Source organism: Trinickia fusca (assembly GCF_003628145.1).
Lineage (GTDB): Bacteria > Pseudomonadota > Gammaproteobacteria > Burkholderiales > Burkholderiaceae > Trinickia > Trinickia fusca.
Genome location: NZ_RBZV01000009.1, coordinates 86,521 through 106,624, shown reverse-complemented (window position 1 = coordinate 106,624; position 20,104 = coordinate 86,521). Strand labels below are relative to the sequence as shown.

At 62.3% G+C, this 20,104-nt stretch carries 17 protein-coding genes and 1 pseudogene; 9 read left to right on the top strand and 9 right to left on the bottom strand.

From position 1 onward, the window contains the following. Positions 1-4: 4 nt before the first annotated feature. Positions 5-178, bottom strand: a complete 174-nt coding sequence (locus D7S89_RS19605) for a ribbon-helix-helix protein, CopG family (protein ID WP_121280123.1) — start codon at positions 176-178, stop codon at positions 5-7. A gap of 227 nt (positions 179-405) precedes the next feature. Here D7S89_RS19605 and D7S89_RS19600 point away from each other — a divergent pair. Then, positions 406-1,551 (top strand): annotated as a pseudogene (locus D7S89_RS19600) (cysteine desulfurase family protein); the annotation flags it as partial. 150 nt (positions 1,552-1,701) lie between these two features. On the opposite strand, the gene gyrB reads toward D7S89_RS19600, so the two are convergent. The 3 genes from gyrB to dnaA all read right to left on the bottom strand — a co-directional run bounded on the left by gyrB (position 1,702) and on the right by dnaA (position 7,290). Further along, positions 1,702-4,173, bottom strand: a complete 2,472-nt coding sequence (gene gyrB, locus D7S89_RS19595) for a DNA topoisomerase (ATP-hydrolyzing) subunit B (RefSeq protein ID WP_121280121.1) — start codon at positions 4,171-4,173, stop codon at positions 1,702-1,704. A gap of 218 nt (positions 4,174-4,391) precedes the next feature. Then, positions 4,392-5,495 (bottom strand): DNA polymerase III subunit beta, encoded by a 1,104-nt coding sequence (dnaN, locus tag D7S89_RS19590; RefSeq protein ID WP_121280118.1) that lies wholly within the window; start codon positions 5,493-5,495, stop codon positions 4,392-4,394. A 223-nt stretch (positions 5,496-5,718) separates the two neighbouring features. After that, positions 5,719-7,290, bottom strand: a complete 1,572-nt coding sequence (gene dnaA / locus D7S89_RS19585; protein ID WP_220702185.1) for a chromosomal replication initiator protein DnaA — start codon at positions 7,288-7,290, stop codon at positions 5,719-5,721. 408 nt (positions 7,291-7,698) lie between these two features. Between dnaA and rpmH the strand changes: the two genes are divergently transcribed. From rpmH to yidC, 4 genes are read left to right on the top strand one after another with little or no spacing between them, the layout of a single operon-like run. After that, positions 7,699-7,833: a 50S ribosomal protein L34 gene (rpmH, locus tag D7S89_RS19580; RefSeq protein WP_004198824.1), complete on the top strand. Its 135-nt coding sequence runs from the start codon at positions 7,699-7,701 to the stop codon at positions 7,831-7,833. A gap of 16 nt (positions 7,834-7,849) precedes the next feature. After that, positions 7,850-8,332, top strand: a complete 483-nt coding sequence (gene rnpA / locus D7S89_RS19575) for a ribonuclease P protein component (RefSeq protein WP_121280116.1) — start codon at positions 7,850-7,852, stop codon at positions 8,330-8,332. 37 nt (positions 8,333-8,369) lie between these two features. Next, positions 8,370-8,600 (top strand): membrane protein insertion efficiency factor YidD, encoded by a 231-nt coding sequence (yidD, locus tag D7S89_RS19570; RefSeq protein WP_121280113.1) that lies wholly within the window; start codon positions 8,370-8,372, stop codon positions 8,598-8,600. 30 nt (positions 8,601-8,630) lie between these two features. Then, the gene (gene yidC, locus D7S89_RS19565) at positions 8,631-10,292 is read left to right on the top strand and encodes a membrane protein insertase YidC (protein WP_121280110.1); all 1,662 of its coding nucleotides are present in this window, start codon (positions 8,631-8,633) and stop codon (positions 10,290-10,292) included. Between the two features lie 119 nt (positions 10,293-10,411). On the opposite strand, the gene D7S89_RS19560 is transcribed toward yidC, so the two are convergent. Then, positions 10,412-10,834 carry a transcriptional regulator gene (locus D7S89_RS19560; protein WP_121280371.1) on the bottom strand — a complete coding sequence of 141 codons (423 nt, stop codon included), beginning with the start codon at positions 10,832-10,834 and terminating at the stop codon, positions 10,412-10,414. Positions 10,835-11,203: 369 nt separating this feature from the next. On the opposite strand from D7S89_RS19560, the gene mnmE reads away from it, so the two are divergent. The 3 genes from mnmE (at position 11,204) to D7S89_RS19545 (ending at position 13,750) form a co-directional block, all read left to right on the top strand. Further along, a complete protein-coding gene (gene mnmE / locus D7S89_RS19555) occupies positions 11,204-12,604 on the top strand; it encodes a tRNA uridine-5-carboxymethylaminomethyl(34) synthesis GTPase MnmE (RefSeq protein ID WP_121280107.1) in 1,401 nt (466 codons plus the stop codon). Positions 12,605-12,677: 73 nt separating this feature from the next. Beyond that, positions 12,678-13,343, top strand: coding sequence for a DUF433 domain-containing protein (locus D7S89_RS19550; protein ID WP_121280104.1), 666 nt, complete (start codon positions 12,678-12,680; stop codon positions 13,341-13,343). Continuing rightward, the gene (locus tag D7S89_RS19545; protein ID WP_121280101.1) at positions 13,340-13,750 is read left to right on the top strand and encodes a PIN-like domain-containing protein; all 411 of its coding nucleotides are present in this window, start codon (positions 13,340-13,342) and stop codon (positions 13,748-13,750) included. The genes D7S89_RS19550 and D7S89_RS19545 overlap by 4 nt, the downstream gene beginning before the upstream one ends. Before the next feature lie 189 nt (positions 13,751-13,939). On the opposite strand, the gene D7S89_RS19540 is transcribed toward D7S89_RS19545, so the two are convergent. The 3 genes from D7S89_RS19540 to D7S89_RS19530 form a co-directional block, all read right to left on the bottom strand. After that, on the bottom strand, positions 13,940-15,100 hold the full coding sequence (locus D7S89_RS19540) for a hypothetical protein (RefSeq protein WP_220702184.1): 1,161 nt from the start codon (positions 15,098-15,100) through the stop codon (positions 13,940-13,942). Positions 15,101-15,322: 222 nt separating this feature from the next. Then, entirely contained in the window at positions 15,323-15,685 is a 363-nt protein-coding gene (locus tag D7S89_RS19535) for a VOC family protein (protein WP_121280098.1), read from the bottom strand. A gap of 81 nt (positions 15,686-15,766) precedes the next feature. Continuing rightward, positions 15,767-18,277 (bottom strand): heavy metal translocating P-type ATPase, encoded by a 2,511-nt coding sequence (locus D7S89_RS19530; RefSeq protein WP_121280096.1) that lies wholly within the window; start codon positions 18,275-18,277, stop codon positions 15,767-15,769. 85 nt (positions 18,278-18,362) lie between these two features. Between D7S89_RS19530 and cadR the strand changes: the two genes are divergently transcribed. Then, the gene (gene cadR / locus D7S89_RS19525) at positions 18,363-18,794 is read left to right on the top strand and encodes a Cd(II)/Pb(II)-responsive transcriptional regulator (RefSeq protein ID WP_121280093.1); all 432 of its coding nucleotides are present in this window, start codon (positions 18,363-18,365) and stop codon (positions 18,792-18,794) included. A gap of 134 nt (positions 18,795-18,928) precedes the next feature. Here cadR and D7S89_RS19520 read toward each other — a convergent pair whose 3' ends face one another. Beyond that, positions 18,929-20,077 (bottom strand): branched-chain amino acid ABC transporter substrate-binding protein, encoded by a 1,149-nt coding sequence (locus D7S89_RS19520; protein WP_121280090.1) that lies wholly within the window; start codon positions 20,075-20,077, stop codon positions 18,929-18,931. Positions 20,078-20,104 lie beyond the last annotated feature (27 nt).

Here is a 20,104-nt window from a genome sequence, read left to right as displayed (position 1 = left end):
GTCGCTACGCCTGTGTGGGCGGTCGCCGTTTGGGGTCGCGCGCGTCGAGATACGCACGCAGCGCTTCGGCGACCAGGGCTGAGAGAGACTGCTCTGATTCGATCGCGTGATGCTTGACCGCCCGGATCAAACTGATCGGGAGGTACACGTTGAATTGCTTGACTTCTTCGTCGTTCATGGACGCTAGTATGCTAGCAATCTAGCAAATGTCAATAAGAGGGATGCACAGAAGGGGACTGATCCAGTTGGCCGCCTGTCGTCGGCAACATAGAATTTTATTCCCCACATCAAATTAAAAAGGGAAATTTAACCCAGTCGACTGGTTAAGTTCGCCATATTTTGGAAGCACTTTTTAGGGGGCAGCACGTACGATCGTGCCCATTCCTGAAGCACGAGAAAAGCATGATGAGCGAAACGAACGACCTGCGTTATTTCGACTACGCCGCGACGACACCGGCAGACCCGAGAGTCATCGAATCGATGGTTGGGTGCCTCGGTGCGGAGGGCGCCTTTGGCAATCCGGCGTCCAGCTCCCATGCCATCGGTCTGCGGGCACGCCAATTGGTCGAGCAAGGACGCAAACAGGTCGCGGCGCTCATTGGTGCCCACGCCGACGAGATCATCTGGACTTCGGGCGCCACCGAGTCCAACAACCTGGCGCTGAAAGGCTATGCCGATGCGGCATCGACGCGACGGCATCTCGTTACGAGTGTGCTGGAGCATAAGGCGGTGCTCGACACGATGGGAAGTCTCGAGAAACGCGGCATGTCCGTCACTTATCTGCGTCCCTCTGCGGAGGGTGAGATAACCGCGGACGCGGTTGCTGCGGCATTGACCGCGGAAACGGGCATGGTCTCGCTGATGCTCGTCAACAACGAGCTTGGAACGCTCACCGACATCGCTGCGATTTCGCAGATCGTCCATGCCGCCGGCGCGCTGTTGCACGTCGACGCGGCACAGGCACTGGGCAAGACGCCTATAGACGTCAACGCACTTGGGATCGACCTCATGTCGATGTCCGCGCACAAGGTGTATGGACCGAAGGGAATTGGGGCGCTGTACGTCAGTCGTGCAGCGGCGGCACGCATTGCGCCGCAGATGCATGGGGGCGGGCATGAGCGAGGCCTTCGCTCGGGCACGCTCGCCACGCATCAGATCGTCGGGATGGGGACTGCGTGCGAATTGGCCGCGGCCGAGATGAACGCCGACAACGAGCGGATTGCGCGACTGAGTGAGCGGCTCCTCGAGGGTGTCCTTGGCCTCGAAGGCCTCAAGCAAAATGCTCGTACCGCTCGACGGATTCCGCACACCGTGAGTTTGACCATCGATCTGCCCGGCTTTTTCGAGTTCATGCTGACCGGTGATCTGGCGGTCTCATCGACGTCGGCTTGCAATTCCGCGGCCGGCAAACCCTCGCATGTGCTGAGCGCAATCGGGCTCGACGACGCAGCAGCCGGTCGAACCATCCGCTTGAGCCTTGGGCGCTACACGACGCAAGAAGACGTCGATTACGCGGTGGCGTGCTTGCAACGCGTAGTGGGGCAGTGCCAGCCGATGGTGATGGGCGAGCTTCCAGCAAAGGTTTGATTTTCGGCTCTCTGCGGCGCTGCTTCGGCCGACAGGGAGGCGAGAAAAAGGCCCATAAATTTCGCAATTTATGGGCCTCACTTTCTCAGCTTGGGCGGTTACCGATAACCACCCTCAAACATCAATATTCCCCGCCCTGAGCGCATTACTCTCGATAAACGCCCGACGCGGCTCGACCTCATCACCCATGAGCGTAGTGAAGATCCCATCCGCCGCGATCGCATCCTCGATCTGCACGCGCAGCAACCGGCGCACATTGGGGTCCATCGTCGTTTCCCACAGTTGCCCGGGGTTCATCTCGCCCAACCCCTTATAGCGCTGCTTCGACACGTTACGTTCGGCATCCGCGATGAGCCAGCGCATCGCGCTCTTGAAGTCCGCGACAGCCAGACTGCGCTCGCCGCGCTTGATCAACGCACCCGCGCCGATCAAGCCCTTGAACGTGTTCGCCGTATTCAAGAGCTGCTGATAATCGGCCGTCAGCAAGAACTCCTCATCGATCACCGACACCTTCACGTTGCCGTGATGACGACGCTCGACGCGCAGTGACCGCAATTCACGCACCGCGTCATACATCGGGTACACGCTGACTTCGGGCTTGAGCGGATCATTGCGCAGCGCCGCTTCGATCGCCTGCGCGGCTGCTTGCGCCGATGCCTCGCTCGTCAAATCGATCGCCACGCCGTCCATCACCGCTTCGAGCGCATTCGCATCGTAAAGCCGGCTCAACCGCTCGACCACACCCTGCGCGAGCAGATACGAACGCGCGAGCTCACCCAACGCATCGCCGGCGATCGGTGTGGCGCCCTCGCTCGGCACCAGCTCCGAGCCCTGCAACGCGAGCCGCAGCATGTGCGCGTTGAGCTCGGCCGAGTCCTTCAGATAACGCTCGTCCTTGCCGGCCTTCACCTTGTACAGCGGCGGTTGCGCGATGTAGATATAGCCGCGCTCGATCATCTCGGGCATCTGACGATAGAAGAACGTCAGCAACAGCGTACGGATGTGCGCGCCGTCGACGTCCGCGTCGGTCATGATGATGATGCGGTGATAGCGCAGCTTGTCGAGGTTGTAGTCCTCCTTGCCGATGCCGCAGCCGAGCGCCGTGATCAGCGTGACGATCTGCTCCGACGACAGCAGCTTGTCGTAACGCGCCTTCTCGACGTTGAGCACCTTGCCGCGCAGCGGCAGGATCGCCTGGAACTTGCGGTCGCGGCCCTGCTTGGCCGAGCCGCCTGCCGAGTCACCCTCGACGATGTAGATCTCCGACTTCGCCGGATCCTTCTCCTGGCAATCCGCGAGCTTGCCGGGCAAACCCACGCCGTCGAGCACGCCCTTGCGTCGCGTCATCTCGCGCGCCTTGCGCGCTGCGTCGCGCGCACGCGCGGCATCGATGATCTTGCCGCAAATGATCTTCGCGTCGTTCGGCGTCTCGAGCAGGAACTCTTCGAGCGCCTTCGCCACCACTTCTTCCACGGGCGCACGCACTTCCGACGACACGAGCTTGTCCTTCGTCTGCGAGCTGAACTTCGGCTCGGGCACCTTCACCGACAGCACGCACGAGAGCCCTTCGCGCATATCGTCGCCCGACGTCTCAACCTTCGCCTTCTTCGCGATCTCGTGGTCGGCGATGTACTTGTTGATCACGCGTGTCATCGCCGCGCGCAGGCCCGTCAAGTGCGAGCCGCCGTCGCGCTGCGGAATGTTGTTCGTGAAGCAGAGGACGTTCTCGTTGTAGCTGTCGTTCCACTGCATCGACACTTCGACGCCCACACCGTCTTTCTCGCCAATGATGTGGAAAATCGTCGGATGCAGCACCGTCTTCGTCTTGTTGATGTACTCGACGAAGCCCTTCACGCCGCCCGCGAACGCGAAATCGTCTTCCTTGCCCGAGCGCTGGTCGGTCAGGCGGATGCGCACGCCGTTATTGAGGAACGACAGCTCACGAATGCGCTTGGCCAGAATGTCGTAGTGATATTCGACCTTGCCGAAGATCGTCTCGTCGGCGAGGAAGTGGACTTCGGTACCGCGATTTTCGGTTTCGCCCAGGTATTGCATCGGCGAAACCTGCTCGCCGCCCACCTCTTCGATCACGCGGTTCTGCGCGATGCCGCGGTGAAACTCCATGAAGTGCTTCCTGCCGTCGCGGCGCACCGTCAGGCGCAGCCAGCTCGACAGCGCGTTCACGCACGAGACGCCCACGCCGTGCAGACCGCCCGACACCTTGTAGCTGTTCTGGTCGAACTTGCCGCCCGCATGCAGCTCCGTCATCACGATTTCAGCGGCGCTGCGCTTCGGATCGTGCTTGTCGTCGAGCTTGACGTCGGTCGGGATACCGCGGCCGTTGTCGGTCACGGAGATCGAGTTGTCCGCGTGGATGATCACGTGGATGTCGTTGCAATGCCCGGCCAACGCTTCGTCGATCGAATTGTCGAGCACTTCGAATACGAGGTGATGCAGGCCGGTGCCGTCCGACGTGTCGCCGATGTACATCCCGGGGCGCTTGCGCACCGCCTCCAGACCCTCGAGGATCTGAATCGACGAGGCGCCGTAGCTGTTGTCGGGTTGCGTATTGTGCTGTTCACTCATGGATATGTTCCGGTTCTGCATTCACTGCTGGGTGGCCGCTCTGATACTTCCTTCGCATGCCGAAAAACGCCGCGTTGCCCCTCGTTTTTCCGCTCCCCGCCGCGAAAATCGCCCCCTCTTTCGAGGGGGTTTCACGCCTTGCGCACCGTTCGCCGGTGCGCTTTAAAAACGCCAAAGGGGCGCTGCGCCCCTTGGTCTCGTTCTTGTCTTGGCGCGCCTCAAATGCGCATCGGCATCACGACGTATTTGAAATCGTCGTTCTCGGGAATCGTGATGAGCGCGCTCGAGCTCGCGTCGCCGACGCTCACTTGCAGCATGTCCACCTTCAGATTCGCGAGTACGTCGAGCAGATACGTCACGTTGAAGCCCATGTCGACGGTGTCGCCTTGATACGCGATTTCGAGTTCTTCCTGCGCCTCTTCCTGATCGGCGTTCGTCGACATGATCTTCAGCTGGCCCGGCTCCATCACGCAGCGCACGCCCTTGAACTTGTCGGACGTCAGAATCGCCGCACGGGCAAGCGAGCGTTGCAGCTCCTCACGGCCGATCGCGAAGGTGTTCTTGTGACCCTTCGGAATCACGCGCTGGAAGTCGGGGAACTTGCCTTCGACGAGCTTCGAGACGAGCTCGACCTGGCCGAACGTGAACTTCGCCTGCGTGGACGCGATATCGATCTTCACGACGTCGTCGATGTCCTCGAGCAGACGCTGCAATTCGAGGATCGTCTTGCGCGGGATGATCACTTCCTGGCGCGGAAACTCGCCGTCGATCCGCATCGACGAATACGCGAGCCGGTGCCCGTCCGTCGCCACCGCCATCAGCTGGTTGCCGTCGACGACGAGCAGCATGCCATTCAGGTAGTAACGGATGTCCTGCTGCGCCATCGCGAAGTGAACCATGCCGAGCAGCTGACGGAACGTCTTTTGCGGCACCGACAGGCTTGCGCCGTAGTCCTTCGCTTGCGCGACGGTCGGGAATTCATCGGCGGCCAGCGTCTGCAGCGCGAAGCGGCTCTTGCCCGACTGCACGGTCAGGCGCTTGTCTGCCAGCGTCAAGCTGACCTGGCCACCGGGCATCGCGCGCAGGATGTCGAGCAGCTTGCGCGCCGCCACGGTGGTCGCGACCGATTCGCCACCGACGCCGAAATCGGCCCGAGTCGTAATCTGCAATTCGAGGTCCGTCGACAGAAACGACACATCCGGACCATTCTTGGTAATCAGCAGATTCGCGAGGATCGGCAACGTGTGGCGGCGTTCGACGATGCCGCTCACCGTTTGCAGCGGCCTGAGGAGGTTATCTCGTTCGGTCTTGACCAGTTGCATAGGGTTCCTTCGTTGATATGACGGCTCTTGGCCGCCTCGCCCGGCTGTTTCGTCGGCAAATGCGGGCGCCCCGCATTTTTCCCGCACTTATCCGCTTCCGTCCTGCGCATTTGTCCCCGCCCGCGCAGTCAGGGCGGCTAAACCGATATTGTGCCTGAAAACGGACGCGATCCCGCCAAATCGGGGGGAGGAGGAGCCGGCAAACGCGCGGGCGTGCGCCCGCTCATCCCTTCAGCGTCTGCTCGAGCACGTGCAGCTCGTGATTGAGCTGCGCGTCCTTGCTGCGCTCGTCGGCGATCTTGCGCACTGCGTGCAGCACCGTCGTGTGATCGCGCCCGCCGAACAGCTCGCCGATTTCGGGCAGGCTCTTCTGCGTCAGCTCCTTGGCCAGGTACATCGCAATCTGGCGCGGCCGCGCGATGTTGGCGGGACGCTTCTTCGAATACATGTCGGCGACTTTGATGTTGTAAAAATCGGCGACCGTCTTCTGGATGTTCTCGACGGAGATCTGGCGGTTCTGCACCGTCAGCAGATCCTTCAGTGCTTCCTTGGTGAGCTCGATCGAGATCTCGCGACCGTGGAACTTCGAGTACGCGAGGATCTTGCGCAGCGCGCCCTCGAGCTCGCGCACGTTCGAGCGCAGATGCTTGGCGACGAAGAACGCGACGTCCTCCGACAGGCTCACGCCCTCCGACTGCGCCTTGCGCATCAGGATCGCCACGCGCATCTCGAGCTCCGGCGGCTCGATCGCCACGGTCAGGCCCGAGTCGAAGCGCGAGATGAGGCGATCGTCGATGCCCGAGATTTCCTTCGGATAGGTATCGCTCGTGATGATGACCTGCGCCTTGTTCGCCACGAGCGCTTCGAACGCATAGAAGAACTCTTCCTGCGTACGCGACTTGCCCGAGAAGAACTGGATGTCGTCGATCAGCAGCAGGTCGAGCGAATGGTAGTAGCGCTTGAAATCGTCGAACGCCTTGCGTTGGTAGGCCTTCACGACGTCCGACACATACTGTTCGGCGTGGATGTAGCGAATGCGCGCACCGGCCTTGTCCTGCAGCAGCTGGTTGCCGATCGCATGGATCAGGTGCGTCTTGCCGAGACCCACGCCGCCATACAGAAACAGCGGGTTGTACGAGATGCCGGGATTGTCGGCAACCTGGATCGCCGCGGCGCGCGCGAGCTGGTTCGCCTTACCGGTCACGAAGTTGTCGAACGTGAGCACCGGGTTCAGCTTCGAGCGCTCGTACATGGAATCGGATTCGGGCGTGCCCGTCGTGGCCGCCGCGGCAGGACGCCACGTGCGGCGCGCGGCAGCGGCCTCGTGGGCATCGACGCTCGGCAGATCGAGGTCGACGTCAGCGGGCGTGGGCACGCCTTGTCGGGACGCCTCGGCCTGGGCCGCCTGCGCTGTCTGCATCGGCTGGGCCTGGGCCATGCTCCCGGCAGGCTCGATCGGCAGACCGGCCGCGCTCATCGCGGCGGCGGCCGACGCGGGCACGCGCGGCATCGGCACCGACGATCCGCCGAGCGGCGCGCGCATGCCCGCCTTCGGATCGAGCACGAACTGCACTTCAATGGGGGCCTGCCAGAAATCGCGGGCGAGATCGGAAATACGACCCGAAAACTGGCTCTTGACCCAATCGAGCTTGAAGCGGTTCGGTGCGGCGATCGACAGCGTGTTCGCGGCGGCATCGAAGGCGACCGGGGCCAACGGTTTGATCCACGTCACGTACTGTTGGGGCGTCAGCTCACGCTCCAACAGCGCGGAACAGTGTTGCCAGAATTCGTTCATCAAGGTGATGTGATTTTTTGGTGCACGACGACTCGCCGTCGCCTTCGTCGCCAGTTCGCGCGAAGCACCCGGTCCGACAAAGCGAGTCCGCCCCGAAAGCCTTGCGCAGCAACGGATTGCGGCGCACAGACACAAGCGGGGCGGCGTGCAGGATTCTTACGGTAAGGCGAGATTCTACCGCCAAACGCTTCCTGCCAGGAAGTTATCCACAGGGCCGGATCATGCATGCGAAGCGCATCGTCCTAGCCAAAAGTGTCCGGGCAATACCTAGACTGTCCGTCGTAACGTATTGACGGCCAAGAGAAAACCAGTTTAAATAGCGGGTTCCCGCGAAAGCGAAAACCATTTTCGGACCCGACCTTAGCGTCAAGCCGATGCATTCGCGGTCCATTCTCCAGTGAGAACGACATGAAACGTACCTACCAACCTTCCGTGACGCGCCGCAAGCGCACCCATGGCTTCCGCGTGCGCATGAAGACCGCCGGCGGCCGCAAAGTGATCAACGCCCGCCGCGCGAAGGGTCGTAAGCGCCTGGCCATTTAACGCCTGGACGCGCGTCGTGTTCGACGCCCGCGGTGACGCGGGGGCCGCTTGCACGCCGCCATCTGGCTCGGTTCCGTTGCAAGCGCCAGCCGCCTTTCCCAAAGCCGCGAGGCTTCTTAAAACGGATGAGTTTTCATCCGTTTTTCGTTTGCGCCCGTGGCGCCGTTCCGCGCACTTCGTCGTCTATGCGCGACCTACCGGCAACGATGCGCGTCTTGGCCTCGTCACCGGCAAGAAATTCGCGGCTCGCGCGACCACGCGCAACCTGATCCGGCGCCTTGCGCGCGAAGCGTTTCGTCTCCGGCGCGCCGATTTCGGCGGCTGGGACGTGCTGCTGCGCTTGTCCGCGCGCTTTGACAAAACGGCGCTGCCGAGCGCCTCGTCGCCGCCCTTGAAGGCGCTGTGCCGCGCCGAGATCGACGAGCTGTTCGGCAAAGTGGCGCGGGAAATTGCCCGCCGCCAGGCACAGCCATCCGTGCGCGGGGCAGCGCAGGATTGAAACCGGCGAGGCCGAGAGCCTGCGCTGCTCCATCGCCATGCAGACGGTACTGATCGCATTGCTGCGTTTTTACAAAGTTGCCGTGAGCCCCCTGCTCGGCAACCGGTGCCGCTTTTACCCTTCCTGCTCTGATTACGCGCGCGAGGCAATCCAGTATCATGGCGCCGCGCGCGGTAGTTACCTCGCCGTCCGGCGCCTTTGCCGCTGTCATCCGTTTTCTGCGGGCGGGATCGATCTCGTTCCGCCGCCTACCTCGAAAAAGCGCTGAGGCGCCGCTCCATCGACTCTGAGACCACGCATGGATATCAAACGCACCGTCCTATGGGCGATCTTCTTCGTATCAGCGATCATGCTGTTCGACAATTGGCAGCGCGATCACGGACGCCCGTCGATGTTCTTCCCGAACCCGACGCAAACGCACGTTGCCGCCGGCTCCGCACCGGGCGCATCCGCTCCTGGCCTTGACGCCGCCACACCCACGCAGGCGACGGCGGCTGCAGCGAATGGCGCCTCGGCGCAACCGCAAGCGGCTGCCGAGCTGATTCATTTCAGCACCGACGTCTATGACGGCGAGATCGACACGCGCGGCGGCACGCTCTCCAAGCTCACGCTGACGAAAAGCAACGACCCGAGCAGGGCCAATCTGAACGTCACGCTGTTCGACCGCACCGCGAGCCACACGTACCTCGCGCGCACGGGCCTCGAAGGCGGCGCATTCCCGAATCACACCGACGTGTTCACGCCGGTGCCGGGCTCGCGCACGCTGGCGGATGGTCAGAATTCGCTGCAGATCAGCTTCGAGTCGCCGGTCAAAGGCGGCGTGAAGGTCATCAAGACCTACACGTTCACGCGCGGCAGCTTCGTGATCGGCGTCGATACGAAGATCGAGAACGTCGGCACGGCACCGGTCGCCCCGCGCGCCTACATGGAGCTCGTGCGCGACAGCCAGCCCGTTGAAACGCCGCGCTTCTCGCACACGTTCATCGGCCCGGCCGTCTACACGAACGAGCATCACTTCCAGAAGATCACGTTCAGCGACATCGACAAGAACAAGCAGGACTACGCGACCACGGCCGACAACGGCTGGATCGGGATGGTGCAGCACTACTTCGCGTCGGCATGGATTCCGCAGCAAGGCACCAAGCGCGACATCTACGTGCAGAAGGTCGACCCGACGCTCTACCGCGTCGGCCTCGAGCAGCCCGTCGGCACGATCGCACCGGGTCAATCGACGACGGTCACGGCGCGCCTGTTCGCGGGTCCCGAGGAAGAGCACATGCTCGAAGGCATCGCGCCGGGCCTCGAACTCGTGAAGGACTATGGCTGGGTCACGATCATCGCCAAGCCGCTGTTCTGGCTGCTCGAGAAGATCCACGGCTTCGTCGGCAACTGGGGCTGGGCGATCGTGCTGCTGACGGTGCTGATCAAGGCCGTGTTCTTCCCGCTGTCGGCGGCCAGCTACAAGTCGATGGCGCGCATGAAGGAAATCACGCCGCGCATGCAGGCGCTGCGCGAGCGCTTCAAGAACGATCCGCAGAAGATGAACGCGGCGCTCATGGAGCTCTACAAGACCGAGAAGGTCAACCCGTTCGGCGGCTGCCTGCCGATCGTCGTGCAGATCCCGGTGTTCATCTCGCTGTATTGGGTGCTGCTGTCGTCGGTCGAAATGCGCGGCGCACCGTGGGTCCTATGGATTCACGACCTGTCGCAGCAGGATCCGTTCTTCATCCTGCCCGTGCTGATGGCCGTGTCGATGTTCCTGCAGACGCGTCTGAACCCGACGCCGCCCGATCCCGTGCAAGCCAAGATGATGATGTTCATGCCGATCGCATTCTCGGTCATGTTCTTCTTCTTCCCGGCCGGTCTCGTGCTGTACTACGTCGTGAACAACGTGCTGTCGATCGCACAGCAGTACTACATCACGCGCATGATGGGCGGTCAGAAGAAGAAAGCGGCTTGACCGCCTGAAGCAGGCTCTCGCGATGTCCGCCGGTGCTATGGCGGGCATCGCAGCAAAAAAATCGCCCGGTTCGTGCCGGGCGATTTTTTTTGTCCTCGAGGCGGGCTTCCGATGCGCCGTCAGCGCTCGGAGCCGTCGCCGTAAAACTGCGCGATCAGCTCCTGCACGAGGTAGCGGTGATGCGGCGACAACGCTTCGATCTTCGAGGCGAGCTCGATCGTCTCCGGGGTCAGTGGATATTTTTCGTCGCGCGGCAGCGGCTTGGGCGTCGTTCGCGCCTGCGCGTTCGGCGGCGGGCCGTAGTGGAGCCAGTGCAAGTCGACGCGCAGCCAGTCGGCCAGCGTCTTCAGCTTGTCGTCGGTCGGGATCGTGCGGCCGGTCAGCCACTTGTGCGCCGTTTGCGGCGAGATCGGCTGGTCGCCGTGATGGCGCAGGTTGAAATGCAGCGCGAGCTGCGTCCCGCCCGTCACCTTTTCGGGACTGCGCTGCAAGGCGAACTTCAGGCGTTCGGAGAACGCTGCTTTTTCTTCGGCGGTTGGCATCGCAAAATTGTGCAATTCAGCCAACGCGAAGGAGACAACCGCGCACGACAGCTTTAGCCTGAACAGGCACGAATTTAGCCGACACGCGTCGCGAATGTGTGATCGAGGCGCAGGCGACGTCGTGACGCTGAACCGCGCCCGTTGCGGCAGATAGCCTGGCACGCAGGCTTTTGCCCTTCCCGTCGTCCTAAGAATACACTATCTCGATTGAGATAAATTTTTGAATGTGCTAGGTGCGGGTTGTGTCGCCGTCTCGGTCGCCACTAGCCAGACGGGCCGGGTGAGCCGGCACGCTACAATGCCGGGCGCGCCGCCGGGCCGCGCTCCGTTTTACCGTTTCCACTGCCCAGCGCACTTTCGACCACCGCCATGCTTGCCACCGACTCCGATCCGATCGTCGCCATCGCCACCGCTCCAGGCCGCGGAGGCATCGGGGTCGTGCGCATCTCGTGCGGGCGGGCCGGCGACGGCGCGGCAACCGCATTGATGCAGGCGCTGTGCGGCCAGATGCTGGTTGCGCGCCATGCGAGCTACGTACCGTTTCTCGATGCCGGCGGCAATGCGCTCGATCGCGGCATTGCGCTGAACTTCCCGGCACCGCATTCGTACACGGGCGAACACGTGCTCGAACTGCAAGGGCATGGCGGCCCGATCGTCCTGCAACTCGTGCTGCAACGTTGCCTCGAGGCCGGCAAGCCATTCGGGCTGCGGCTTGCCGAGCCCGGCGAGTTCACGCGGCGCGCGTTCCTCAACGACAAGCTCGACCTCGCGCAGGCCGAAGCCGTCGCCGACCTCATCGAAGCCAGCACCGAAGCCGCTGCGCGCTCGGCCGGGCGTTCGCTCGAGGGCGCGTTCTCGCGCGCCATCCATGCGCTCGTCGACGATGTCATCGGGCTGCGCATGCTCGTCGAGGCGACGCTCGATTTTCCGGAGGAGGAAATCGACTTTCTCGAAGCGGCCGATGCGCGCGGCAAGCTCGCCCATATCCGCGAGCGGCTGGCCGATGTGCTCGGCGATGCGCGACAGGGCGCGCTGCTGCGCGAGGGTTTGTCGGTCGTGCTGGCCGGGCAGCCGAACGTCGGCAAGTCGTCGCTGCTCAATGCGCTGGCAGGCGCGGAGCTCGCGATCGTCACGCCGATCGCCGGCACGACGCGCGACAAAGTCACCCAGACGATTCAGATCGAAGGCATTCCACTGCACATCATCGACACCGCTGGCTTGCGCGAGACGGAAGACGAGGTCGAGCGCATTGGCATTGCGCGCACGTGGGGCGAGATCGAACGGGCCGATGTCGTGCTGCATTTGCTCGATGCGCGTGCTGGTGTGACGGGTGAAGACACGGCTATCGCGGCGCGCTTTCCGGGGGGCGTGCCGGTGGTGCGTGTGCTGAACAAGACCGATTTGACGGAGATGGCGCCTTCGGTGAACCGGCTCAGCATCAACGGCGACGCCGACGTCTGCGAAGTACGGCTCTCCGCGAAGAAAAGCGAGGGTATCGATCTGTTGCGCGCGGAGCTGCTACGCATCGCGGGCTGGCAGGCCGGCACCGAGAGCGTGTATCTGGCGCGCGAGCGGCATTTGATCGCGCTGCGCGCGGCACAGGAGCATTTGGCGCTTGCCGCCGGGCATGCCGAGCAAGGCAATCACGCGCTCGATCTGTTCGCCGAGGAACTGCGGCTTGCGCAGGAGGCGCTCAATTCCATCACTGGCGAGTTCACGTCCGATGATTTGCTTGGGGTGATTTTTAGTCGGTTTTGTATTGGAAAATGATCGATCGCGAGCCTACCAGCCCCTTGAGTGCTGTCTGGGTTCGGCCATCATCGACATTGCTGGAATACCGCTCATGAACCTCACGGGAATCGGCCTCTATACGCTCCAGGAAGCAGAAAAGCTCACCGGCGCCAAAGCGCGTGAAGTGAGCCGATGGCTGTTCGGCTATTCGTTCAAGGATGGGCACAGCCTCCCACTGTGGACGACGCAGCTTGCGGAGCTCGACGAGAAAGTAATCGGCTTCCGGGATCTTCTTGAGTTGCGGGTCGTGAAAGCCTTTCGCAGCCATAACGTGCCGCTGCGCGTGATTCGTGTGGCAATCGAAAACGCGAAAGCCATGTTTGGAACGGACTATCCGCTCACTGCCAACCGTTTCCTGACTGACGGAAAGACCGTGTTCTACGAAGCGCTGATGGGACACGGGGAGATCGAGCTAACGGATCTGCTGAGGCGGCAGCTCGTGTTCGAGCACATCGTGCGGCCGGAGCTGTACGCCGGCATCGAATTCGCCGCCGATGGTCATGCCAAGCGTTGGTTCCCACTGAGACACAATCATGCGGTCGTTCTTGACCCGGAGATCTCCTTCGGTAAGCCCGTGTTGGCCGAATACGGAGTAAGAACCGATCTCGTTGTTGAAACGTACGAGGTAGAGAAAAGCAGGAAGATGGCCGCGTCGCTGTACGGCATTCCTATCTCCGCAGTCGATGCTGCCATCCGCTACGAGCGGTTGGCAGCATGAAATATTTCTTCGATAACAATCTGTCGCCACACCTTGCGCACGCTTTGAGCGAGCTGAGTCAGGTCGAGGCGGCTGTTGAGGCCGTCGTTCATTTGCGCGACAAATTTTCTCCGAACGCCAAGGATCACGACTGGATCACTAGTCTTGCAGCCGAAGGGCAATGGGCCGTTTTGTCTCAAGACGGACTACGGAAAAACGATCTTGAGCGAAAAGCACTGCGCGAATCGGGGCTGGTCGTATTCGTACTCCATCGCCAATGGGCCGAACGGCGACACTGGGATAAGGCACAAAATCTGGTCAGGTGGTGGCCCGCCCTCATGGAGCAAAGCCGGCGCATCCGGGGCGGCGCTGCGTTCCGGGTTCCATGGCGATTCGGTGCTGGGCAGTTCGAGCAGATCAGGCTGTAGGGCTGTCCGGCGCCGACCGTCGACGAGCGCCCTAGCCATTGCATCCGGCGCTCGCCTCACCCATGTGCCAACGGCACCGTATTCGATCAAGTCGCTGCCGGATCCATTGCAAAGTCAACAGCGAAAATCTACCGGCGGCGACTTAACTTACATCATCGAAATGATGAATGACCGTGTCACAGCGTTCGCTTAGGCAAACGGCTGGGGTTCGACCACATAGCAATCGACACAGTCCGGTGAAATCTGATAATTGGACACGGACGCGCTGTCAGATCGAGGCTGAACGAAACCGCAGCGAACCGACTGCCAGTTTATAAGCAGATTGATATTGCACTTCTGCGCGCGCGCGTCGGTCGTGATTGTATCGATGCAGTAGTTCATCAGAACGGCGTTGCCGCACAGTTCGCCGCCGCAATTGATCGCGCGCGTCGAATCCTGTCCCTCCATCCCCACGGCCCAGAAGTTCTGATTCCACGAAGCCGGGTCGCTGAAATTCTTAACAGGATCCTTGCCCGTACAGTAAATGTCGCGCAGCAGATTGAACGAGCCGCCGTTATCGAACAGCACGAGCTTCTGCCCACTCCAGTTGACCGACGTAATATTCTCGACCGTGCAGTATTGCGCGACATGCAAGTGAATGCCGACACAGCAGTTGCCGGTGAACTGGAGCCCGCGGAAGATCGCGTTCCGAATCGGCTTGACGATGGACGCCGTAGCATTGAGCGGGTGTCCGATCTTCAGGGCGCGATCGAGGATCAACGAGTATGCGGTCTTATATAGAACTTGGCGCACCTCCATCGGCCCGTCCTTAGCGATAAGGCTCACACTCGGGTTCGTCGATTCGTTCGAAATGAAGATCCAGTCGCCGGCGTTGTACTTCGAAGGATCGGCGACGAACACCTCGACATCGTTGATGTTCGATGCTTTCGTGAGGTAACTGGCGGGTCGCTCATAGAGCTCGTAGCTGAACGCCGCATAGCTAGGATCGTACGGCGCGTTGCGATTGCGGCCGATACCAGGACGCGGAACGGGGCCTAGCGGATCGCCCACGTCAATCAGCACCGAAGGCACGCCCGGAGCCGGCTCGATAATGACCCCGTTATACGGGTCGCCTGTGGTCGTATTGTGCAAATCGATCCGCGACAGAATCGGGCAAGCCGTGCCGTTGATCTGAATCCATCGATAGCCGGCCTGCAAAAGGCTTTTGATCGCAGGACCGTTGTCGCCTCGGCTATTCGGCGTGTAGATATACGGGCTTGCCGGATAGATGCCGGTAGCGTTCGAACGTTCCGAGACGATAGCGGCAGCGGCCAGTGTGGCAGTAGCAGTGAGGAAGTGACGCCTCTTCATCTTATGGGTACCTTTCTTGTTTTATCGTTTCGCTAATGAGCTATCCCGCATGCACGGGCAGCACAGCGTAGCAGATACGCTTATCGGCAATAAGAAAAGAGCGGATTCTTCATCTCGATCTCAGTCTGCTGCCCCTCCGGGCCGTCAATTCTCGAGGCCCACGATGCGACTGATTGTCCAGCTGCGTGAAGGGCTGGCAATAAGCACGCCCCTCGCCGCGCCTCACCTATGCGCAAGCAAATTGACAAGCTTGCCGAACGGATCGCGCACATAGAACCGTCGCACGCCCCAAGGCTCATCGATGGGGCCGTATTCGATCGGCACACCCGCCCGTACGACACGCTCGTATGCGGCTTCGATATCGTCCACTTCGATCGACAGATCAGGCACGGGCGTATCCGAGCCGCCCTGTGAAGCGACGCTGATCTGCACCTGCATCGGCACCGGTTCGCGCAAGCCGAACGTGACGATCCAGCCGTGATCCATCAGCACATCGAGGCCAAGTATGTCCCGATAAAACGCGGCGTCCCTATCCTTGTCGACATCGGGCGTCGCCACGTTCGCGACGATTCGTTTGACCTGCATGGCGCATCCCCTCGCAAAATGTCGGCGTGCCCACAGCATGCCACCCGCGCCCGATGTGTGACGCGAACCGCGCAACCGCCCTTATTTACGCAGCAACCGCAAACCGTTGCCCACCACGAGCAAGCTCGCCCCCGCATCGGCAAACACAGCCATCCACATCGTGCCGTAACCGGCCAGCGTCAGGCCGAAGAACACCGCCTTGATCGCCAGCGCAAACGTGATGTTCTGCACGAGCACCGCGTAGGTCGCGCGCGACAGACGCACGAACGTCGGAATCTTGCGCAAGTCGTCATCCATCAGCGCCACATCGGCCGTCTCGATCGCCGCATCGGTGCCCATCGCGCCCATTGCAAAGCCGATGCCGGCTCGCGCAAGCGCGGGGGCATCATTGATGCCGTCACCAACCATGCCCACGACCGCCCCGCCCGCCGACAACTCCTCGACGGCCCGCAGCTTGTCCTCGGGCATCTGATCGCCGCGCGCATCGTCGATGCCGACCAGCAGCGCGATCGCCTGCGCCGTATGCGCGTTGTCGCCCGTCAGCATGGCCGTGCGGATGCCGAGGCGATGCAGGTCCACCACCGCGGCGCGGCTCGTGTCCTTGACCGTATCAGCCACCGCAAACAGCGCCAGCACGCGCGTTTCGTCGAGCAGCATGACGACGGTCTTGCCGTCGCGCTCGAGACCGTCGAGCCGCGCTTCGAGTGCCTCGGAACAGCGTGCGAGTTCCTCGACGAGCCGGTGATTGCCGAGCCAGTAGCGCGCGCCCTCGACGACGCCCGTGACGCCCCGCCCCGGCAGCGCTTCGAAGTCGCTCACGGCATGCGGCGCCTCGGCGTCAGGCGTGAGCACGGCGGCCGCGATCGCGCGTGAAACCGGATGATCCGAACGGACGACGAGGCTTGCGGCGAGACGTCGGCATTGCGCAGCATCGAGATCGGCACGCAATTCGAAGTCGGTCTGCGAAGGCGTGCCGCGCGTGATCGTGCCGGTCTTGTCCAGCGCGAGCCAGGCGAGCTTGCGCCCTTGTTCCAGATACACGCCGCCCTTGATCAGGATGCCGCGCCGCGCGGCCGCCGCGAGCCCGCTCACGATCGTGACAGGTGTCGAGATCACGAGCGCGCACGGACAAGCAATCACGAGCATCACCAGCGCACGATAGATCCAGTCTCGCCACGAAGCACCTTCCAGCACGAGTGGCGGCACGACTGCCGTGGCGAACGCAAACACGAACACGATCGGCGTATAGACGTTCGCGAAACGGTCGACGAAGCGTTGCGTCGGCGCACGCTTGCCTTGCGCCTCTTCGACGGCGTGAATGATGCGGGCCAGCGTCGTATTGCCGGCAACGGCGCTCACGCGATAGTCGAACGATCCGGCTTCGTTGATCGTGCCCGCGAACACGTTGTCGCCCGGGGCCTTCTCGACCGGCAGGCTTTCACCGGTAATCGGCGCCTGGTTCACGGTCGAGCGTCCCTCGACAATTGCACCATCAAGTGCAATGCGCTCGCCGGGCTGCACGCGAACGAGTGCGCCCAGCGCCACGGTGCCTGCCTCGACGCTGGCCCAGCTGCCGTCAGGCTGTTGCACAGTGGCCGTTTCGGGCGCGAGCTGCATGAGCCCCTCGATGGCATGACGCGCGCGATCGAGCGATTTGGCCTCGATGAGCTCGGCGAGCGTGAACAGCACCATCACCATCGCCGCCTCGGGCCACTGCCCCAACGCCATGGCGCCTGTCACGGCGATGCTCATCAACGCGTTGATGTTCAGCTTGCCGTTGCGAATCGCGATCCAGCCCTTCTTGTAGGTGCCCACGCCGCTCAGGGCGATCGCGAAGCCCGCAAAGGCGGCCGCGAGCCAGGCCGGCCCGGCGAGCCACGTGGTCCCTTCCGAGATGAGTGCGCTGAGCGCCGCCGCCGCGAGCAGCCAGCCTTTGCGACGGGAATCGGCGCTCGTGTCGACCGACGCGGGAGCCGCCTCCCCCGCCAGCTCGGGGACAAAACCGAGCGAGCGCAGTGCGTCGAGCACGCGCGGCAACGCGTCGGGCGCGTGCACGACGGTCAGCGTGCGCTGCATCAGATTGAAATCGAGGCTCGTCACCGACGACATGCCGCCCAGCTTCCCGCGAATCAGTGCCTCTTCGGTCGGGCAGTCCATCTGCATGATGCGCATCGACGTCTTGATGCCACCGCCTTCCGCCGTCGCAGTGGGCAGCGGCGCGAACGTGGCGGCGGGCGCTGCACAGCAGGCATCGCCATCGGCATGGGCATGGGCGTGTTCGTGACGATCGCCGTGGGCATGGTCGTGGCCATGAGCGGCATGGTCGTGGCCGTGATCGTGCCCGTGGTGGTCGTGACCGTGCTCGTCATGCTCATGAGCGTGATCGCAGGCGTGGCCATGGTGCTTGGCCGTAGCATTCGACGCCCCATGGTCATGACCATGATCGTGATCGTGGTGTTCGTGGCCGTGTTCGGCGCCGTGATCGTGCTCCTCATGCCCATGGGCGTGCCCGCAGGCATGCGCATGAGGTTTGGCGGTGACGTTGGGCGGCGAAGGTTCGCGGCGCGCGAGCACCTGATCGGATTCGGTCATGACTGCTTCCTCGGGTCTGCAATGGAGTACAGTAAACACCTTGGAGTCACTCCAAGGTCAACCCGATTGTCGACGAGGACGCAACATGAAGATTGGCGAATTGGCCAAAGCGGCGCAATGCACGACGGATACGATCCGCTTCTATGAGAAAGAGGGTCTGATGCCCGACGCGCAGCGCACCGATGCCAATTATCGGAACTACACGGCTGCGCATATCGAGCGGCTGCGTTTCATCCGCAACTGCCGCGCGCTCGACATGACGCATGACGAGATCCGCGCGCTGCTGCGCCTGACCGATCATCCGGCGGACGACTGCGAGTCGATCAACACGCTGCTCGACGACCACATCGGCCACGTCGATGCGCGGCTCGCCGAATTGCAGCACCTGAGGTCGCAATTGAGCGCGCTGCGCGAGCAATGCACGGGCAGGCACACCGTCGACACCTGCGGCATCGTGCACGGCCTCACGGCCATGGAGACGGTGTCGACGCCAAGCAAGCGTTCACACGTCGGATAAAGCGCCCGCCAAAAACAAAACCCCGTGGGCACGTTGTCCCACGGGGTTCATCCGGTCCATCTGCGCGCCTGCTCCGTTTTGCCGTACGCGCTCGGCGCACGGCAAATACCGGAGATCAGGCTAAGCGCGACGCATTACTTCGCGCCGACGCTTTGCAGCGGCTTCCACTGACCGTTCTCGACCTTGTAGATCGTGATGCCGCCGTTCTTGAGGTCGCCCTTGTCGTCATAAGCAAGGTGCGACGTCGTGACAGCCGGCATTTCGGTCTTGGCCAGCACCGGCAGGTACTTCGCCGGATCCGTCGAGTTGGCCTTCTGCATCGCCTTGAACAGCGCCATCGCGCCGTCGTACGCGTACGGCGAGTACGTTTCGACGTCCGAGCCGAAGCGCTTCTTGTACTTGGCGACGTAGTCCTTGCCACCGGGCATGTCGTCGAGCGGCAGGCCCGCCAGCGAAGCGATCGTGCCGTTAGCCGCGTCGCCGGCGATCTTCAGGAAGTCGGGCGTGTGGACCATTTCGCCGCCCATCAGCGGGGCCTTCATGCCCAGCGACTTCATCTGCTTGACCATCGGCGCAGCTTGCGAATCGGCGCCACCGTAGTAGACGAGGTCCGGGTTCGCCGACTTCAGCTTGGTCAGAATTGCCTTGAAGTCGACAGCCTTGTCGTTCGTGAACTCACGATCGACGATCGTCGCACCCGCAGCCTTCGCGGCCTTCTGGAACTGGTCGGCGAGACCTTGGCCGTAAGCCGTGCGGTCGTCGACGATCGCGATCTTCTTCATGCCGAGGTTCTTGACCGCGAACGTGCCTGCCACCGAACCTTGCTGCGTGTCCGAGGTCATCATGCGGAACGTGGTCTTGAAGCCTTGCTGCGTGTACTCGGGCGCCGTTGCCATCGCGATTTCGGGAATGCCCGCGTTCGCGTAGATGCGCGAAGCCGGGATCGTCGTGCCCGAGTTGAAGTGGCCGAGCATGCCCTTGATGCCGTCGTCGACGAGCTTCTGAGCAACCGTCGTACCCGTGCGCGGGTCGGCCTGATCGTCAGCCGAATCGAGCACGAACGTCACCTGCTTGCCGCCGATGACGGGCTTCGTCGAGTTCATCTCTTCGATAGCCAGCGTCACGCCGTTCTGGAAGTCAGCGCCGTAGTGCGCTTGCGCGCCCGTCATCGGCCCCGCGAAACCGATCTTCACGGTTTCCGTTTGTTGCGCGTGTGCAGTCCCCACCAGCGACATTGCTGCCACGAGCGTTGCGCCCGCCAGCTGTTTCATCTTGTGTTGCATAGCTTCTCCTTGATACCAGGGTAGGTG

Excerpts from the sequence above, each read along its gene's own strand:
- D7S89_RS19605 (WP_121280123.1), bottom strand. The coding sequence starts at position 178 with ATGAACGACGAAGAAGTCAAGCAATTCAACGTGTACCTCCCGATCAGT.
- gyrB (WP_121280121.1), bottom strand. The coding sequence starts at position 4,173 with ATGAGTGAACAGCACAATACGCAACCCGACAACAGCTACGGCGCCTCG.
- dnaN (WP_121280118.1), bottom strand. The coding sequence starts at position 5,495 with ATGCAACTGGTCAAGACCGAACGAGATAACCTCCTCAGGCCGCTGCAA.
- dnaA (WP_220702185.1), bottom strand. The coding sequence starts at position 7,290 with ATGAACGAATTCTGGCAACACTGTTCCGCGCTGTTGGAGCGTGAGCTG.
- rpmH (WP_004198824.1), top strand. The coding sequence starts at position 7,699 with ATGAAACGTACCTACCAACCTTCCGTGACGCGCCGCAAGCGCACCCAT.
- yidD (WP_121280113.1), top strand. The coding sequence starts at position 8,370 with ATGCAGACGGTACTGATCGCATTGCTGCGTTTTTACAAAGTTGCCGTG.
- yidC (WP_121280110.1), top strand. The coding sequence starts at position 8,631 with ATGGATATCAAACGCACCGTCCTATGGGCGATCTTCTTCGTATCAGCG.
- D7S89_RS19560 (WP_121280371.1), bottom strand. The coding sequence starts at position 10,834 with ATGCCAACCGCCGAAGAAAAAGCAGCGTTCTCCGAACGCCTGAAGTTC.
- mnmE (WP_121280107.1), top strand. The coding sequence starts at position 11,204 with ATGCTTGCCACCGACTCCGATCCGATCGTCGCCATCGCCACCGCTCCA.
- D7S89_RS19550 (WP_121280104.1), top strand. The coding sequence starts at position 12,678 with ATGAACCTCACGGGAATCGGCCTCTATACGCTCCAGGAAGCAGAAAAG.
- D7S89_RS19545 (WP_121280101.1), top strand. The coding sequence starts at position 13,340 with ATGAAATATTTCTTCGATAACAATCTGTCGCCACACCTTGCGCACGCT.
- D7S89_RS19540 (WP_220702184.1), bottom strand. The coding sequence starts at position 15,100 with ATGAAGAGGCGTCACTTCCTCACTGCTACTGCCACACTGGCCGCTGCC.
- D7S89_RS19535 (WP_121280098.1), bottom strand. The coding sequence starts at position 15,685 with ATGCAGGTCAAACGAATCGTCGCGAACGTGGCGACGCCCGATGTCGAC.
- D7S89_RS19530 (WP_121280096.1), bottom strand. The coding sequence starts at position 18,277 with ATGACCGAATCCGATCAGGTGCTCGCGCGCCGCGAACCTTCGCCGCCC.
- cadR (WP_121280093.1), top strand. The coding sequence starts at position 18,363 with ATGAAGATTGGCGAATTGGCCAAAGCGGCGCAATGCACGACGGATACG.
- D7S89_RS19520 (WP_121280090.1), bottom strand. The coding sequence starts at position 20,077 with ATGCAACACAAGATGAAACAGCTGGCGGGCGCAACGCTCGTGGCAGCA.